Annotated in this window: 10 protein-coding genes; 3 read left to right on the top strand and 7 right to left on the bottom strand. The window is 65.5% G+C overall.

Features of this window, described 5'->3' with window-relative positions:
* Positions 1-58: 58 nt before the first annotated feature.
* The 6 genes from E5675_RS00630 to E5675_RS00655 form a co-directional block, all read right to left on the bottom strand.
* The gene (locus tag E5675_RS00630) at positions 59-3337 is read right to left on the bottom strand and encodes an error-prone DNA polymerase (protein WP_136172985.1); all 3279 of its coding nucleotides are present in this window, start codon (positions 3335-3337) and stop codon (positions 59-61) included.
* Positions 3334-4872 carry a DNA polymerase Y family protein gene (locus tag E5675_RS00635; protein WP_136172986.1) on the bottom strand — a complete coding sequence of 513 codons (1539 nt, stop codon included), beginning with the start codon at positions 4870-4872 and terminating at the stop codon, positions 3334-3336. The genes E5675_RS00630 and E5675_RS00635 overlap by 4 nt, the downstream gene beginning before the upstream one ends.
* On the bottom strand, positions 4775-5566 hold the full coding sequence (locus tag E5675_RS00640) for a hypothetical protein (protein ID WP_348769817.1): 792 nt from the start codon (positions 5564-5566) through the stop codon (positions 4775-4777). The genes E5675_RS00635 and E5675_RS00640 overlap by 98 nt, the downstream gene beginning before the upstream one ends.
* 137 nt (positions 5567-5703) lie before the next feature.
* Positions 5704-7107, bottom strand: a complete 1404-nt coding sequence (locus E5675_RS00645; protein ID WP_136172987.1) for an efflux transporter outer membrane subunit — start codon at positions 7105-7107, stop codon at positions 5704-5706.
* The gene (locus E5675_RS00650; RefSeq protein WP_136172988.1) at positions 7104-10304 is read right to left on the bottom strand and encodes an efflux RND transporter permease subunit; all 3201 of its coding nucleotides are present in this window, start codon (positions 10302-10304) and stop codon (positions 7104-7106) included. The genes E5675_RS00645 and E5675_RS00650 overlap by 4 nt, the downstream gene beginning before the upstream one ends.
* Before the next feature lie 6 nt (positions 10305-10310).
* Complete coding sequence (locus E5675_RS00655) at positions 10311-11489, bottom strand: efflux RND transporter periplasmic adaptor subunit (protein ID WP_136172989.1); 1179 nt, start codon at positions 11487-11489, stop codon at positions 10311-10313.
* 356 nt (positions 11490-11845) lie between these two features.
* Here E5675_RS00655 and E5675_RS00660 point away from each other — a divergent pair, with 356 nt between their 5' ends.
* Both E5675_RS00660 and E5675_RS00665 read left to right on the top strand, forming a co-directional pair.
* Positions 11846-14464 (top strand): TonB-dependent receptor, encoded by a 2619-nt coding sequence (locus E5675_RS00660; RefSeq protein WP_168707770.1) that lies wholly within the window; start codon positions 11846-11848, stop codon positions 14462-14464.
* 70 nt (positions 14465-14534) lie between these two features.
* Complete coding sequence (locus E5675_RS00665; protein WP_136172991.1) at positions 14535-16214, top strand: hypothetical protein; 1680 nt, start codon at positions 14535-14537, stop codon at positions 16212-16214.
* Here the strand turns inward: E5675_RS00665 and E5675_RS00670 are convergent, their stop codons facing one another.
* Complete coding sequence (locus E5675_RS00670; protein WP_136172992.1) at positions 16215-17270, bottom strand: LacI family DNA-binding transcriptional regulator; 1056 nt, start codon at positions 17268-17270, stop codon at positions 16215-16217.
* Between the two features lie 173 nt (positions 17271-17443).
* Between E5675_RS00670 and kduI the strand changes: the two genes are divergently transcribed.
* Positions 17444-18286: a 5-dehydro-4-deoxy-D-glucuronate isomerase gene (gene kduI / locus E5675_RS00675; protein WP_136172993.1), complete on the top strand. Its 843-nt coding sequence runs from the start codon at positions 17444-17446 to the stop codon at positions 18284-18286.
* Positions 18287-18322 lie beyond the last annotated feature (36 nt).

Here is an 18322-nt window from a genome sequence, read left to right on the forward strand (position 1 = left end):
GAGGCCGGGTGGGGGAGCGGGCCGGTGCCGCCTCCGGCGTCAGCCGGAAAACGATCCATCAATGAAAATCGCGCGATCTGGGCAGGATGCGGACGTTGCGCGGATGGCCGTGCTGCGCCGCATGCCCGCGCGGCGGCTGCGGATGCCGGACCTCGTCGGCGCGGCAGACGTCGGGATCGAAGCGCCGGTCGCTCCCTAGCGTATCGAGCATCGCCGTGCGGTCGACGATCCGCGTCGCCATCAGGTGGATCACCCCTTCCTTGCTCCGTTGCACCTCGCCCTCGGCAAGCATGAGCCGCGACGCCATGACGGCGCGGCGATACCGTTCGAAATTACGCGCCCAGAGCAAAATGTTGACGATGCCGCCCTCATCCTCGAGCGTGATGAAGATCGCATTGCCCTTGCCCGGGCGTTGGCGGATCAGCACGACACCCGCGGTGCGAACGATCGCGCCATTCTTCGCGGCGGCGACCTGGGTGGCGCTCAGCACGCCCTCGCGCGCGAACTCGCGGCGCAGGAACGCCATCGGATGGCCCTTCAGCGACAGCCGCGTCGTCTGGTAATCGGTGAGCACATGCTCGACCATCGGCGTCGGCGGCAGTTCGGCATCCTCCTCGGCGCCGAGCTCGTTTGCTCCGGCCGCACCGAACAGCGGCAACACCCCCTGCCGCACCCGCCGTGCATCCCACAAGGCGGGACGCCGGTCGAGCCCCATCGACCGGCAGGCATCTGCATCAGCGAGCAGGCGGAGCGCGCGCGACGGCAGGTTAGCGCGGCGCGCGAGCTCTTCGACCGAGGCGAAGGGCGTGTTGCGTGCGTATGCAATCTGTTTCGCCCACTCTTCGCGAAACCCGTCGACCTGCCGAAAGCCGAGCCGCAGCGCGAGGCTGCCGTCGTCCTTTCGCTCGAGGCTGTTGTCCCAGCCGCTCGCATTCACATCGACCGCGCGCACCTCGACCCCATGTTCGCGGGCATCGCGCACGAGCTGCGCGGGGGCATAGAAGCCCATCGGCTGCGAATTGAGGATGCCGCAGGCGAAGACGGCGGGGTGGTAATGCTTGATCCACGAGGAGACATAGACGAGCCGCGCGAAGGACTGCGCGTGGCTTTCGGGAAAGCCATAGCTGCCGAAGCCCTCAATCTGTTTGAAACAGCGTTCGGCAAAATCTTGTGTGTATCCGCGTCGGACCATTCCGCCGATCATCTTCTCGCGGAAATTCTCGATCGTGCCGACGTTTCGGAAGGTCGCCATCGCGCGGCGCAGGCCGTTGGCTTCCTCGGGACTGAAATCCGCTGCAACCATTGCGAGTTTCATCGCCTGCTCCTGAAACAGCGGAACGCCAAAGGTTTTACCCAAGACATCATGCAGTTCATCAGGCGGATTAGGTGGCGCGGGTTCCGGAAATTCGACCGGTTCCTCCTTGTTGCGGCGGCGTAGATAGGGGTGGACCATGTCGCCCTCGATCGGGCCGGGGCGGACGATCGCCACTTGCACCACCAGATCGTAGAAGACCTCCGGCTTGAGGCGCGGAAGCATGTTGATCTGGGCGCGGCTTTCGACCTGGAACACGCCGATGCTGTCGCCCTTTTGCAGCATGCCGTAGACTTCCGGATCGTCACAATCGATGTCGACTTCCAACGTGTGATCGCCAAGGCTATGCTCGCGCATCAGGTCGAAGCATTTGCGAATGCAGGTCAGCATGCCGAGCGCGAGCACGTCGACCTTCATCAGTCCCAGTGCGTCGATGTCGTCCTTGTCCCATTCGATGAAGGTTCGATCCTCCATCGCGGCGTTGTGAATCGGGACGAGTTCGTCGAGCCGTCCTTCGGTTAATATGAAGCCGCCGACATGCTGCGACAAATGACGCGGTGCTTTAAGCAATTCGCCGACGAACCGGTGCAGCCGTTCGATCTCGCCATTATGCGGATTGAGCCCGGCTTCGACGAGCCGCTCGACCGGTACCTCGTCGCCCCAACTGCCCCAGCTCGTATCAGCGAGTCGGGCAGTGACATCCTCGCTGAACCCTAGCGCCTTGCCGACTTCGCGGATCGTGCTGCGCGGGCGGTAATGGATGACGGTCGCGGCGATCGCGGCGCGATCGCGCGTATAACGATCATAGATATATTGGATAACCTCCTCGCGCCGTTCATGTTCGAAGTCGACGTCGATGTCGGGGGGCTCGTCGCGCTCGGCCGACACGAAACGCGAGAAGAGCAGGTCGTGCTTCATCGGGTCTACCGAGGTCACGCCGAGCAGGAAGCAGACGATCGAATTGGCGGCCGATCCGCGGCCCTGACACAGGATCGGCGGTTGCTGTGACCGGGCGTAGCGGACGAGATCGTAGACGGTCAGGAAATAATAGACGTAGCGCCGCTTCTTGATCAGCCGCAGCTCGTCGGCGAGCAGCTTGCGGACTTTCGGCGGGAGCGGCGTTTGGTAACGCTCCTCGGCTGCGGTTTTCACCAAATGGTGCAGATAGGGAAAGGGCTTCCATCCCGGCGGGACCGGCTCGTGCGGATATTCATATTGCAGGTCCTCGAGGCGAAAGCCGATGCGTGCGAGCAGCCTTGTGCTTGCTTCGATTGCCTTCGGATAACCCTCGAACAGGCGCTTCATCTCGGCGGGCGTTTTCAGATAACGCTCGCCATTGGCACGAAGTAGCTTGCCGGCCTTCGCGACCGTCGTACCCTCGCGGATGCAGGTGATGATATCGTGAAGCGGGCGTTGTCCCTTGGTTGCGTAGAGAGCGTCGTTGGTCGCGAGCAGGGGAACGCCGGTTGCCGCCGACAGGCGTTGGAGTTCGGCCAGCCGGCGCGCATCGGCGCCCGATCGTGGCATCATGGCGGCCAACCAGAGTGATTTTGGCCGTTTGCTTTTGAGGGTCCGGAGCAGTTCCTCGTCGCCTTCCATCGCGATGAGGAGGAGGTCGTCGCAATGATCGAGCAGGTCTTCGAGATGGAGAATGCAGTCGCCCTTTTGCGCGCGCAGGTTTCCGGTCGACAGAAGACGCGTCAGCCGGCCCCAGCCGTGGCGGCTGACCGGATAGGCGACGATATCGGGGGTGCCGTCGGCGAAGACGAGCCGGGCGCCGACCACCAGCCGGAAACCGTCCACCATCTCGGGTTCCCTGACCTGCAAATCTTTCAGAAAAGACCACGCCCGCACCACCCCTGCGACACTGTTGCGGTCGGCGATGCCGATGCCTTTCATGCCGAGCGCCAGCGCTTCCGCAACCATGTCGGCGGGATGCGAGGCGCCGCGCAGGAAGCTGTAGTTGGTCGCGGCGACCAGTTCGGCGAAGCCCGTTTCAGGCGCGGGATCGACCGCATCGCTCATGCGAAAACCCCGTGGATATACCAGCGCGGGTCGGGCTTTTCGTCGTAAAGGCCGTGGCGGAAGAGCCAGAAGCGGCGGCCCTGCGCATCCTCGACGCGGTAATAGTCGCGCGTCAGCCCCCCATTGTCGCGGCGGCGCCACCATTCGGCGGCGATGCGTTCGGGGCCTTCGTAGCGGCGGATCGCGTGAAAGGCACGGCGCCAGCGGAAACGCTGCGGCGGGCCGTCGGGGACCTCGGCAATCACCTCGATCGGCTGCGGCGGGTCGAAGAGGTGGAAGGGACGCGTCGGCGGCTCGCCGGGCTCGGGCACCTGCCAGGGCAGCGGCGCGGGCGCGTCGATCGCGGGCAGTTCGAGCTGTGCCTGTTCGGGGATATGCGTGTCGGCGGGGCGCAGCCGACGCACCCGCCCGCGCCCGAGCCGCGTCGCGAGCCGGTCGGCAAGCTCGTCGATCGCGGCCTCTTTGATTGCACCGCCCTCGAGCCCCAGCTGGCTCGCGCCGAGCGCTTCGAGCCGCGGCACCGCGAGGCGGATCATGTCGAAACCGAAGCCGGGGTCGAGCGGGTCGGCGAGGCCGTCCATGCGCTCGGCGAACAGGCGCATGACGAGGCCGGCGTCGCGCGTCGGGTGCCCGGTCTCGATCGCGATCGTCCGCGCGAGGCCGTCGCTGCGAAAGAAGGTCGCGCGGAAATGGCGCCCACCCTTGCCGCGTTCGCCAAGCTCCTCAATGGCTTCGGCGGCGAGTTCGGTGAGGACTTTGGTCGCGTGTACCGTGCTGCCGAGCGGCTCGGCGAAGCGGCGTTCGGCGGCGACCGGGGGCGGGGCGACGCGCGGATCGAGCGGGCTTGGCGAATCGCCCAATATGCGGCGCAGCGCCATCGCGGCATCGGCGCCGAAGCGCGCGGCGAGGTTCGCCATCGGGCGGCTCGCAAGGTCGCCGATCGTCTTCAACCCTGCGCGGACGAGCGCGGTCGTCGAATCGGGCTCGAGTTCGAGCGCGGCGACGGGCAGGCGGCGAATCGCGCTGGCTTCGTCGGGAGCGGGGCGCGACTGATAACGCGCGAGCGCGCGCGCGGCGTCGGCGGTGGGGCCGAGCGCGTGGCGTAGCGTCATGCCAAGGCGCGCGAGGCGCATCTCGACGTCGGCGACCAGCCCTGCCTCGTCGCCGAAGAGATGCGCGGCGCCCGCGATGTCGAGGATCAGCCCGTCGGGTGGGTCGAGCGCGACGAGCGGCGTGTAGCGCGCGCAGCCCTGTGCGAGCCGGTCGAGCCAGTCCTGATCGAGTACCGGATCGTGCGGCACGACCATAAGCTCGCCGACCTGCGCGCGCGCGTCGGCGAGCGGTATGCCGGGCCGCAGCCCCACCGCGAGCGCCGCCGCATCGATGCTCGCGAGGCGCATCGCACCGCGCGCCTTCTCGGCGAAGACGAGCGGGGCGTCAGGCGGCCGCAGCGCCGTGCGAAGCCATCGCTCGGCGGGCAGGAAGGGGAAGAAGAGCGCCAGATAGCGCCGCTTCTCCGAAGCATTTCTCGTCATGGTTCCAGTCCAGTCGCCAGCGCGTCCCCGCGGGGCCGCCGCGCCAGCGCAGCAGTTCGAGGTCGAAGGCGGGCGCACCGGGAGCATTGGCTTCGAGCGCGTGCGAGGGCACGGCGGCGACGCTCCAGCGGGTTTCGGCGACGCTCGGCGTCGGCACGGCATTGAGGCGGAGCATCAGCAGAGTGGTACCCGCATCGCGCGCGCCAAGCGCGAGGCGGCGACCTGCGGTCAGATCGAGCAAAGGGAATTTCCCCCAGCTTTCGACGATCACCGCCGCCGATCCCGTGCAGCGGATCGCATCGTTCGCGCAGGCGAGCAGCATCTTGGGATCGGCTGCTTCGACGAGGAGCAGCCGATCGGGATCGCCACCGAGTTCAGCGATGCCGGGAGCATAGATGCGGCCACTGCGCTTGTTCGCGTCGGCGGTGCGCAGCCAGATCAGTGGCGCCTTGCCCGGCGTGCGCAGCGCGATCAGCGCGGCGAAGGCGGCGGCGCTCGTTGCATCGAGCGCGTCGGCGGCGAAAAATTCATGGGTGCGCCCTAACGCGAGCCCACCGCCGAGCGCGTCGTCGAAGGGCGCGTGGCCGCTCGCCAGCCAGCCCTTGGCCGGACGGCTTTCGAATCCGCCACTGGCGGCTATCCGGGCGATGCGTTGGCGCAGCCCGGCGAGAGGGTGAGACGACTCGCGCATCATTTGTTCCTGATATGTTCTATTAGCGTGCGAACGGGGGCGATTGTCAAGGAGAGTCAGCCGTCGCCGAGATCGTCGCCCCGGAATCCATCTTGCGCCGTCGCAGTGGATGCCGGATCGGGTCCGGCATGACGAAGATATCAGGGTGCGGGTTGGCTTCCCGCGCTGCTGTCACCGCCCAAGGCGCGGAACAGCGCGATCCGCGTTTGGACGAGCAGCAATTGAGTCGCGATTTCGCTCCGCCGCGCCGAATAGAGACTGCGCTGCGCGTCGAGGCTGGAAAGAAAGCTGTCGACCCCGCCCCTGTAGCGCGCGTCGGTTAGCGTCGCGGTATCGGCGGCGGCTTCGCTATTCGCCGCGGCGGCGCGCACGCGTTCGGAAATCGTTCCCTGCACCGCGAGCGCGTCGGCAACTTCGCGGAAGGCGGTCTGGATCGCGCCTTCATAGCCCGCGAGCGCGGCATCGCGCTGGGCCTCGCTGACCGCAACCCCCGCGCGGCGCCCGCCGGCGTCGAAAATCGTCGCCGTCGCATCGCCACCCGCCGACCAGTTGAACGAGCCGCTGTCGAACAGGCTGGAAAGCGCGTTGCTGGCAAAGCCGAGCAGCCCGGTGAGCGAGATCGACGGGAAGAGCCGCGCGCGCGCGACGCCGATGTCGGCGTTGGCGGCGCGCAGGCCATATTCGGCCTCGATCACATCGGGGCGGCGGAGCAGGATTTCGGAGCTGACCCCGGCGGGCAGCGCCACGACCGACGGCGTGACGTCGGTCAGGCTGGCGGGCAACAGCGCTCGGTCGACGTCGCCGCCGACGAGGAGGCGGATGAGATTTTCGTCCTGCGCGAGCGCGGTCCGTTGCTGCGCGATCGAATCCTCGGCGGTCGCGAGAATCTGTTCGGCCTGGCGGAGGTCGGTGCGCGGGGCGACGCCGCCGTCGAGCCGCGCCTTGGTCAGCCGCACGCTTTCGCGTGCATTGGCGGCGGTATCCTCGGCGATCTTGAGCAGGTCGCGGTCGGCGGCATAGCTCGCCCAGGCGTCGGCGAGGCTGGCGATCAGCGCAAGGCGCACGGTGCGCGAGGCGGCCTCGGTCGCGAGCGCGCGATTGCGGTCGGCCTCGGTCGCATTGGCTAGGCGGCCGAACAGGTCGAGTTCAAATGCGGTGACGCCGCCGCGCAGCGAGAAATCGCCGCTACCATTCCCGTTGCCGCTGCCGCCGCCATCCGAATAGCCCGCGCCAGCCGTCACGCCGAGTTCGGGGAATTGCGCCGAGCGCGTGACGCGTACCTGCGCGCGCGCCGCGGCGACATTGGCGTAGGCGATGCGCAGGTCGCGATTGTTGACGAGCGCCTGTTCGGTCAGCGTCTGAAGCCGCGGATCGGTGAAGACGCTTTTGTAGGAGAGGATCGGCAGCGCCGCTTCGCTCTGCAGCAGATAGGCGTCGCCGGCAGGCCAGCTTTGCGGGACCGGCGGCGTCGGCAGCACCGTCTTCGGCGCGAGCGAGCAGCCGGCGAGCATTAATGTGCCGGTCAGGAGCAGGGCGCGGATCATGCCGGCACCTCCGCCGGGCCTTCGCCCTTCTTCTTGCCGAAGCGTGCCCGCGCCGCCGCAAGGCCGTCGCGCACGCCGCGGCGGACGAGCACGAAGAAGAGCGGGATGAAGAAGATCGCGAGGAAGGCGGCGGTGAGCATGCCGCCGATCACCGAGGTACCGATTGCGACGCGGCTGTTCGCGCCGGCGCCGGTCGCGATTGCGAGCGGCAGCACGCCGAAAATGAAGGCGAAGCTTGTCATCAGGATCGGGCGCAGGCGGATGCGCGCCGCCTCGACGGCGGCTTCGATCACGCGCTTGCCCTTGCGCTCCTCCTGCTCGGCGAATTCAATCATCAGGATCGCATTTTTCGCCGCGAGTCCCATCGTCGTGAGAAGGCCGATCTGGAGGTAGACGTCATTTTCGAGCCCGCGCAGATTCACCGCGAATACGGCGCCGATCAAGCCCAGGGGGATGACGCACAGCACCGCGATCGGGATCGACCAGCTTTCGTAGAGCGCGGCGAGGCAGAGGAAGATGACGAGCAGCGAAAGGCTGTAAAGCAGGGGCGCCTGTCCCGATGAGAGACGTTCCTGATAGGAAGAACCCGACCAGGCGACGCTGGTGCCAGGAATTTCGCCCGCCATGCGCTCCATTTCATCCATCGCCTCGCCCGAACTGGTGCCGGCGGCGGGTTGACCCGAGATTTCGAAGGCGGGCACGCCCTGGAAGCGCGAACTGCTGCTCGGCGTCGTCGACCAGCCGGTCCGGGCAAAGGCCGAGAAGGGCGACATTTCGCCGTCGGCCGAGCGGACAAACCATTGGCCCAGATCCTCGGGCTTGGCGCGATAGGGGGCATCGCCCTGCACATAGACGCGCTTGACGCGCCCCTTGTCGATGAAGTCGTTGACGTAGCGGCCGCCCCATGCGGTCGCGAGCGTCGAATTCACATCGGCATTGTCGATGCCATAGGCGGTCAGCCGCTGCGTATCGACGTCGATCTTGAGCGTGGCGACGTCGGGCAGATCGGACAGGCGCACCGACGTGAGCTTCGGATTATCGTTTGCCATCGCGAGCAGGCGGTCGCGCGCTTCGGCGAATTCGGCGTGGCTCATCCCGCTGCGGTTCTGGAGCTGCATCGTGAAGCCCGACGAATCGCCGAGACCGCGCACCGCGCCGGGGACGAGCGCGAAAATCTGCGCATCGCGCAGGCCGCTCAGCGCCTTGCGGGCGCGATCGACAATCGCATCGGCGGTATTTTCCTTGCCCGGCCGGTCGTCCCAATGGGTGAGGTTGACATAGCCCTGGCCGGTGTTCTGGCCCGCCGCCGCGCCGCCGCCGCCGCCCGCGATCAGGAACAGCGTCTGCGTGTTCGCTTTCTCCTGCGTCAGCAGATATTTTTCGATTTCGTCACGCACTTCGAGCGTGCGCGCCTGCGTAGCGCCGGCGGGCAGGCGGAACTGTACCGAAACGCGCCCCTGATCCTCGTTGGGCAGGAAGCCGCCCGGCAGGCGGAGAAAGAGGAAAGCGAGCGCGGCGAGCAACAGCAGATAGATGCCGAGGAAGAGCCATTTGCGGTCGACCACCTTGGTCACGCTTCCGACATAGCGTTCGACCGAGTGGTCGAAGCGCGTGTTGAAGCCGTTTTTCGCGCGTTCGAGGAAAGCATGGACGCGCGGAAAGCGTCCGCCGCCGGACGCCGCGTCGCCATGATTCTTCGGTTTGAGCAGGGTCGAAGTCAGCGCGGGGCTCAGGATCAGCGCGACGAGCACCGACAGCATCATCGCAGAGATGATGGTGACCGAGAATTGCCGGTAGATGACGCCGGTCGACCCGCCGAAAAAGGCCATCGGCAGGAACACCGCCGACAGCACGAGCGCGATCGCGATCAGCGCGACCTGCAACTCCTTCATCGACTGGATCGTCGCCTCGCGCGCCGACATGCCGGGATTTTCTTCCATTAATCGCTCGACATTCTCGACCACGACGATCGCGTCGTCGACGAGCAGGCCGATCGCGAGCGTCAGGCCGAACAGGGTCAGCGTGTTGATGCTGAAGCCCAATATATAGAAGATGCCGAAGGTGCCGAGCAGCACGACCGGGACCGCGATCGCTGGAATCAGCACCGCGCGCCAGCTTTGCAGGAAGACGAACATCACGAGGATGACGAGCAGGATCGCCTCGAACAACGATTTCTGCACCTCGCTGACCGACAGCTTGATGAAGGCGGTCGCATCATTCGCGTAAGAGTAGGTGAGGCCGTCGGGGAAATCGGCGGCGAGTTCCTCCATCCGCGCCTTGACCCGGTCGGCGGTCTCGAGTGCGTCCGACCCCGGCGAAAGCGAGATCGACATGCCGGCACCGGGATGCCCGTTGATACGGACGATCGCGCTGTAACTCTCCGCGCCGATCTCCACCCGTGCGACATCCTTGATGCGCACCGTCGATCCGTCGGGCAGCGTCTTCAGGACGATATTCTCGAATTCTTCGACGGTCTGCATTCGCGACTGGGCGGTCACCGTCGCATTGAGCATCTGGCCTTCGGGCGCGGGCAGGCCGCCGACGTCGCCCGCCGCGACCTCGCTATTCTGTGCGGTGATCGCCGATATCACATCGCTTGGCATCAACGACACGGCGGTGAGACGCCGCGGATCGAGCCAGATGCGCATCGCGTGCGGCGATCCGAACACATTGACCTCGCCGACCCCGTCGACGCGCGACAAGGGATCCTGAATGTTCGACGACAGGAAATCGGCGACATCGGGGAAGGACCGGGTGTCGGTGGTGTCATAGACGCCGACGAGCAGCAGCGTGTCCGAGTTCGACTTGGTGACGCGCACGCCCTGCGCCTGCACCTGTTGCGGCAGGCGCGAGATCGCCGACTGGATCTGGTTCTGCACCTGCACCTGCGCGATGTCGGGATCGGTGCCTTTTTCGAAGATCGCTGTGATGTCCGCGCGTCCGCGCGAACTCGATTGCGAGCTGAAATAGAGAAGGCCGTCGATCCCCGTCAGCTGCTGTTCGAGCACCTGCGTGACGCTGTTTTCGATCGTTTCGGCCGACGCGCCTGGATAGCTCGCGCGGATATTGACCTGCGCCGGTGCGATGTCGGGATATTGCTCGATCGGCAGCGAAAAGAGCGCGCCCAAGCCGCCGAGCATGACGATGATCGCCAGCACCCAGGCAAAGATCGGCCGATTGATGAAAAGGCGCGACATGCGGCGCTACTTGCCCTTCGTCCCGGCCGCCGCGCCTTTCGGTGGCCCCACGCGCTGCGGGCTGTTCGCGGGTACCGGCCGGATCGTCGCGCCCTGCCGCAGATTGCTGATCCCCTGCGTGATCACGCGATCGCCGGGTTTCAGCCCGTCGGTGACGACCCAGTTGGCGCCCGAGGTGCGGTCGGCGACGATCTTGCGCCGCACCGACTTGTTATCCTTGCCGACAAGATAGACGAAGGCCGAGCCGTCGAAATCGCGCTGCACCCCCGCCTGCGGCAGCAGGATCGCCGACGGGTTCACCGCTTGGTCGAACATCGCGGTGACGAACATGCCGGGCAGCAATACGCCCTTGGGGTTGGGAAAACGCGCGCGCAGCGTCACCGTGCCGGTCGCCTCGTTGACAGTGACGTCGGAAAACTGGACCGTCCCGGCAAAACCATAATTGCTGCCGTCCTCGAGGCGCAGGCGCACCGACGTGCTGCCGGCGTCGACTCCGCCGCTTTCGATCGCCTGACGCAGCGTGGTGAGCTCGGCGCTCGACTGCTGCATGTCGACGAACATCGGATCGGTCTGCTGGATCACCGCGAGCGGGGTCGCCTGGCTCGCGCTGACCAGCCCGCCCGGCGTCACGAGCGATCGGCCGATGCGGCCGCTGATCGGCGCGGTGATCGTTGCGAAGCGCAGGTTGATGCGCGCGGTTTCGAGCGCGGCGCTGTTCTGCGCGACAGCGGCGCGCGCCATCCGCGCCTGGGCGAGCGCGTCGGTATAATCCTGTTCGGCGACCGCCTGCATCCTGGCGAGCGGTTCGAGGCGGCGCGCGCGTTCGTCGGCCGCCTGTGCGCTCGCTCGCGCGCTCGCGAGGTTCGCGGCCGCCTGATCGACCCCCGCCTGATAAAGGCGCGCGTCGATCTGGTAGAGCGGCGCGCCGGCGCGCACGAAGCTTCCTTCGGTGAACAGCCGGCGGCGGATCAGGCCGTTCACCTGCGGGCGCACTTCGCTAGTCTCGAAAGCGACGGTGCGTCCGCCGAGCGAGGTCGTGATGGGCACCGGCTGGACCGCGACGGTGACATAGCCGACTTCGGGCGCGCTGCGGCCGCCCTTCTCCTCTCCGGCGGAGCAGGCGGCAAGCGACAGCGCGATGGCACACAGGGCTCCGGCACGAAGCAGCGGCCTCTTGTCCAGCATGGGGTTATCTCGTTTCAAATCGGAACGGGGGAGTTTTGCGCCTATTCAGCCGATTGCCCCCGCGCTGGCAAGCCCTCTGGGCGCGATGCGACAATTTGCGACAATTTTTCTAACCGGCGGTCGACAAGCCAATCGCGGCCCAAGGTTGTCATACTAATGGGATAGTTGTCATACAATTTTTTGCTTGACAGTGGCTCGCTCTTGCCCGCATCATCGTGACACCGGTTACCAAAGCCGGACAACGAAAGAGAAATAGATGGGCGACCGAATGGCTCCGAAAGGCGGCATTGGTCGCAATCCGTGGAAAACGGGCGCTCGGGCGGCAAGCCCCCCCGCGCCCGGGTGGGAGGATGGATATGGCTATTCAGGCAAGACGGGGCATCGGTATAGTGGCGAAGCTTGCGGGCGGAGCGTCGCTGGCCGCGCTGGCGATGATGCCGGCTCATGCGCAGGACGCAGCGGGCGCGCCGGCGGAGGAGGATGCGATTGTCGTGACCGGCATCCGTGCCTCGCTCGAGCAGGCCGCCGACATCAAGCGCGAAGCCGATCAGGTGCTCGATGTCATCACCGCCGAGGATGTGGGCAAGCTTCCCGACGCGAACGTCGCCGAGGCGCTGCAGCGCGTCACCGGCGTCCAGATCACCCGCGTGTTCGGCGAAGGCCAGTCGGTGTCGGTGCGCGGGCTGCAGCAGGTCCGCGTCGAGGTGGACGGCCGCACGCTTCTCGGCTGGTCGGCGCGGCTGTCGCCGCCCGAGAACGACCAGCTCGGCCGCTCGTCGGGGCTCGACTCGGTGCCGTCGAGTCTGTTCGGGCGCCTCGAAGTGCGCAAATCGCCGCTCGCGAGCCAGGCCGAGGGCGGGCTCGGTGGCACAGTCAACCTCGTCACGCCGAAGCCGCTATCGTTCAAGGAGCCCACGGTCTCGCTGCGCGCGCAGGGCGTCTATTCGGAGAATAGCGACAAGTTCGAACCCGCGATCACCGGTTTCGCGACGACCAAGTTCGCCGACGGCCGCATCGGCGTCATGCTCGCGGGCGAATATCAGAAGCGCACCTCGACGACGCAGGCGTTCGAGCGCAACAATTTCCTCGACCGCAACTACACCGCCGGCGGGACGACGACCGTCCAGCAGACGCCGGTGCTGCTCCAATATGAACAATTCACCGTCGACCGCTCGCGGCTCGGGCTCAACGGCGCGGTCCAGTTCTCGGTGACGCCCGAGTTCACGGTCACCGCCGACGCGCTTTATTCGAAGCTCAAAACCGGGCGCCGTCAGGATTTCTTTGCCTTCCGCCTGCCCACCGGCACCAATCCGGTGACGAATGCGGTCGTCGAGGACGGCATGGTGGTCGCGGGCAATGCGAACGGCACCGTCACAACCGCGGGGCAGATCCGCAACGAGCCGACCGAAAGCTTTCTCTACGGCCTCAACGGCAAATATGAGGGCGACAACGGGCTGACGGTCGAGGCCGACGGCTATTACAGCAAGGGCACGATCGACCAGACGATCCAGATTATCACGCTGCAAGGCATCGCCGCGGTGCCCGGGGCGTTCGATTTTCGCGACCAGACGGTCCCGTCGCTGACGCTCGGCGGGACGTTCGACCCGACCGATTACGCCTCGTACAATCCCGCGAACAACGGCGTGCGCAGCAACCGCCTGCTCGGCCTGCTCGAGGAATGGACGGGCAAGCTCGACGTCAGCTACGAGACTGGCAGCGGGGTCACGATCGCCGCGGGGGTGCGCTATACCGATCTCCACGCGCGTTCGAACGCCTTCCGTAGCCAGGTCACCCCGACGCGCGAGGAAATCGAACCCTATCTGAAGCTGATCGATGCTGGCGATTTCCTGTCCGATATTCCGGGCAGCTTCCCGCGCAGCTTCCTGAGCACCGCGCCGACCTATGACTTTGTTTTCAACCGCGCGCAGGCGGCCGAACCGAACCCCGATCCCGATGGCCGCTCGACGCTGCTGCCCAACCTCCAGCGCGACTATGATTTCAGCGAAAAGACGCTCGCCGGCTATCTGATGGTGTCGGGCGAGGGCGAGATCGCGGGCATGCCTTACAAGGCGAACGCGGGCGTGCGCATCGCGTCGACCCGCCTGTCGGTCGACTCATACGTCAACGTCGGCGCGGTCAGCACGCTGCGCAACGACAAGAACCGCTACACCAATGTGCTGCCCAGCGCGAACATCGCCTTCAACGTCACCGACGATTTCCTCGTCCGCGTGTCGGGATCGCAGACGATGCAGCGTGCCTCGATCGCCGACCTCGCGCCCTCGACTTTTTTCAATGCGACCAATCTGTCGGTCACCGGCGGCAATGTGAATCTCGAACCGCCGATCGCGACGCAGGCCGATATCAGTTTCGAATATTATACGGGGAAAAGCTCGCTGATCTCGGGTGCCGTCTTCTACAAGGACGTCAAGAATTTCATCGCGAGCTTCGTCACCAGCGGAATCGATACGACGCTCGACCCGCAGGGGCGCGAACTCACCTTCTCGCGCCCAGAAAATCTGGCTAGTGCGAAGATCAAGGGCTTCGAAATCGGCATCCAGCAGTTCATGGATTTCCTGCCCTCGCCGCTCGACGGCTTCGGCGTGATCGCCAATTACACCTATTCGGATGCCGAGGATAATGCCGGCTTCCCGCTCGTCGCGGTGTCGAAGAACAGCTATAACCTCGTCGGCCTGTACGAGAAGGGACCCTTCTCGGCGCGCATCGCCTATAATTATCGCGACGAGGCGGTGTTCGAATTTTCGCAAGGACGCCCGAGCTTCATCGGCGCGCGCTCGCAACTCGATGCACAGGTCGGGCTCGACATCACGAAGAATATCGCGCTGTCGTTACAGGCGCAGAATCTGCTGCCCAAGAAATCGGCGACGAGCGAATATAGCAATTTCAACACGACGGCGCTCAACAGCTATGCCTTGTCCGAGCGGCGTTTCTCGGTCGGCGTGCGCGCAAAGTTCTAAAAGGTGTCCCCGGCATGGCGGCGCCGGTCGCGCGCCGCCATGCCACCGGGCCGCAGGGAGTGGATGAGTGATGATCTTGGGTAAAGGGCGTGCGCGCCTCGTTTCGGTTGTGGCGCTGGGCGCGGCGCTAATTTTTCCCGCTCAGGCGCAGCCGGCGAAATTGCCCAAGATCCTGTCGGACCCGGCGACCGTGGCAGCGAATCCGCTGCCCGATTTCAGTTATGCGGGCTATGGCTTCGGCCTTGCACCCCTTCCCGCCGATGCCGGGACAATCATCGACGTGACCGATCATGGCGCGATCCCCGACGACGGGCTCGACGATAGCAAGGCGGTGCTCCGCGCGCTCGCCGCGGCCAATGCGGTGAAGGGCAAGGTGACGCTGCGCTTTCCCAAGGGGCGCACGCAAATCACCGAAATATTGCGCGTCACGCGCAGCGATATCATTCTCGACGGCGCGGGTGATGGTCCTGGCGGCAGCGAACTCTGGTTCCCGCGCCCGCTGAAGCTGATCGACAAGAGCCACGATTATGACGAGCTCCGCGAATATCTGGTGCGCGAGAAGAAGCAGCAGGTCGAGCCCGAGCATAATATCGACTATCTTTTCACCGAATATACCTGGTCCGGCGGGATGATCTATGTCGCGCCCGAGGGCAGCCGCCCCGTCTCCTATGACGGGACGAAGGATGTCCGCGACCCGGTGCTCGCAAACGGCGTGTCGGGCAAGCAGTTCGCCCGCACGCTGACGGTCGACAATGCGGCGAAGCTCAAGGTCGGCGATGTCGTCCAGCTGCAATGGTTTTCGGTCGACGGGCCGAAGAGCAAGATTCTGAAATCGCTTTACGGCGACACCGATCTGCCGATCGGCTCGCACCACTGGACCTTCCCCGACCGGCCGGTGGTCGCGCAGGCGACGCGCGTTGTGGCGATCCGGGGCAAGACTGTGACGCTCGGCGATCCGCTGCTCCACGACATCCGCGCCGACCAGCCCGCGGTGGTTGCCGACTGGACGCATCTGACCAACGTCGGCATCCAGAATCTGCGGCTGCAATTCCCCAAAGCGCCGGCGTTTGGCCATCATCTCGAGCAGGGCTATAACGGCATATATATGACCGGCGTCTTCGACGGCTGGATCCGCGATATGACGATCGACCGGGCGGACAGCGGCATATTGACCGACAATGCGGCCAGCCTGACGATCGCTGACATCACCACGACGGGCGACCGCAGCGCGCATTATTCGGTGCACGTCGGCGCAGTCCACAATGTGCTGGTCAAGGATTTGAAAGTCGAAAATCCGGTCGTCCATCCGGTCAGCATCAACACGCGCTCGACGCGGTCGGTGTTTCTGCGCGCAGTCGTCGACCGCGATGCGATCATCGACCAGCACAGCGGTTCGAACCACCAGAATCTGTTCGATCAGGTCGAAATGCACATCGACCCGAAGCAGGGCAAGGACGGTTGGCAGTATCAGCTCTGGGTCGGCGGCGGCGCGCCTTACTGGAAACCGGGGCACGGCCTCTACAACACGCTCTGGAACGCGAAGCTTGTCATGCCCGAAAGCATCCCCGCCGACGCCAGCGTCGCGATCACCAGCGGGCTCGAAGGCCCGGGCGAGCGGATCGTCGGGCTGCACGCAAACCGCAAGATCAGGGTCCACTACACGCCGGCGCCCTATATCGAAGGCACGGGGCAGGCGGTCGACGCGGTGCCGTCGCTCTACGATTATCAAATAGCGCGCCGGCGGCGCTGATCAGCGGCCGGGCGGTGCGGCGACCGATTGCCGTTCGACAAAGGTCGAGGCGAGCACATTGCTTTCGTCGCCCGCCGCCTTGGCGCCCGGCCCGAGGAAATCGGGAACGAGCGTTTGCGCAGCGCGGATGCCCATTTCGCGGATCGGCCAGCGCACGGTGCTGAGCGCGGGCCAGATATGCGTCGCGGTCGGGCTGTCGTCGAACCCGATGATCGACAGCTCGCCCGGCACCTTGATGCCCTTGCCATGCGCGACGCTCATCAATCCAGCCGCCATCTCGTCGTTCGAGCAGAAGACCGCGGTCGGGGGTTCGGCCAGCGAGAGCAGGGCTTCGCCCGCCTCGATGCCTGCGGTGTAACGATAGTTGCCGGGCGCATAAAGTTCGTCGGGAAGATCGAGCCCGGCTTCGGCGAGCGCCTCGCGGAACCCCTCTTCGCGCTCGGCGGCCGAACGGAAGCCGACGGGGCCGCGCACGAAACCGATCCGGCGGTGGCCGAGCGCGACGAGCCCGCGCACCGCCTCGGCGACCACCTCGCGATCGTTCGACGAGATGCAGCGCTTCGCATCGTCGATCCGCGCCGACCCGATGCGGACATAGCGCACGCCAAGATCCTCGCAGAGCGCGGCGAGATCGTCATTCTCCGAAATCGGTGGCAGCAGCATCGCGCCGATCGGCCGCTGCTTTTCAAGGAAGGTGCGGACGTCGTCGAGCAGCTTGTCCGATCCGCGGTCGACGGGGCGAACGAGCAGCGCGAGATCGCTGTCCTTGATCGCGTCGAGCACGCCGCGCTGAAAGTTTAGCACGGTCTGCGCGTTCGGATTGTCGTGGAGCAAAGCGATCAGGAAGTTGCGGCGAAAGGCGAGCGCACGCGCCTGCGGATTCGGGACGAAGCCGAGCTGCTCGATTGCCTTTTCGACCGCCGCGCGCGTTTTGTCGGTCAGGAATTCGGACCGGTTGATCACTCGGCTCACCGTCTTTTTCGACACCCCCGCCAGCGCCGCGACATCGTTGATCGTCGGCTGCTTGCCCCCCGGCCCCTTATTTTGTGCCGCCATATTCGCTCTTTCCCCTGCGGGGCCTCTGGCCAGACCCGCGCTTTTCTATGCTGATGGGCGCTCGAACGCGTAAAATCAACCGCCCGGCGGACGCGCCAACAGCTCTTGACACCGGTTACCATCAAAACTAGCAAGGCGGCAAGCCCAGAAATATCGAGCGAGGATGCGATCCCATGTTTTCCAAGACCTATTACGCCACCCACCCCGTGATGATGGAGGAGGTGTCGAATGCCGAGCTGCGCGATCGCTACCTCATCCAGAATCTGTTCCGTACCGGTGAATGCGTCCTCAACTACACCCACGCCGACCGGTTCGTGATCGGCGGGGTCGCGGTGGGTTCGGCGCCGGTCAAGCTGCCGGCGCAGACCGAGCCGCCGTCGGCCGCAGGCCACCCGTTCCTCGAGCGCCGCGAACTGGCGATCGTCAATGTTTCGGCGGTAGAGGGGACGGTGACCGTCGATGGCGAGAGCTTCACGCTCGGCAACAAGGACTGCCTCTATGTGACGATGGGCGCGAAGGACGTCGCCTTCGCGGGCGAAGGCGCGCGCTATTATCTGGCGTCGTGCCCGGCGCACAAGGCGTTCACGACTCGCAAGCTCGGCATCGCCGACGCCAATGCGCTCGACCGCGGCAGCCTCGCCGAATCGAACGAGCGCACAATTTACCAGCTCGTCATTCCGGGGGTCTGCGACAGCGCGCAGCTCGTCATGGGCCTCACCGTGCTCAAGGAAGGAAGCGTCTGGAACACGATGCCGCCGCACATCCACGAGCGCCGCAGCGAAATCTACTTCTACTTCGAACTCGACAATGTCGACACCGACCGCGTCATGCACTTCATGGGCGAGGGCGAAGCGACGCGCCACATCGTGATGCAGAATGAGGAAGCGGTGATTTCGCCGCCCTGGTCGATCCACATGGGCGCGGGCACGAAATCCTATGCCTTCATCTGGGCGATGGCGGGAGAGAATCAGGATTATACCGACATGAACGTCCTCGACATCTGTCAGCTGTCGTAACCATTATCGTCACCCCGGACCTGATCCGGGGTCCGG

Origin of the sequence: Sphingopyxis sp. PAMC25046 (assembly GCF_004795895.1) — a bacterium.
GTDB lineage: Bacteria > Pseudomonadota > Alphaproteobacteria > Sphingomonadales > Sphingomonadaceae > Sphingopyxis.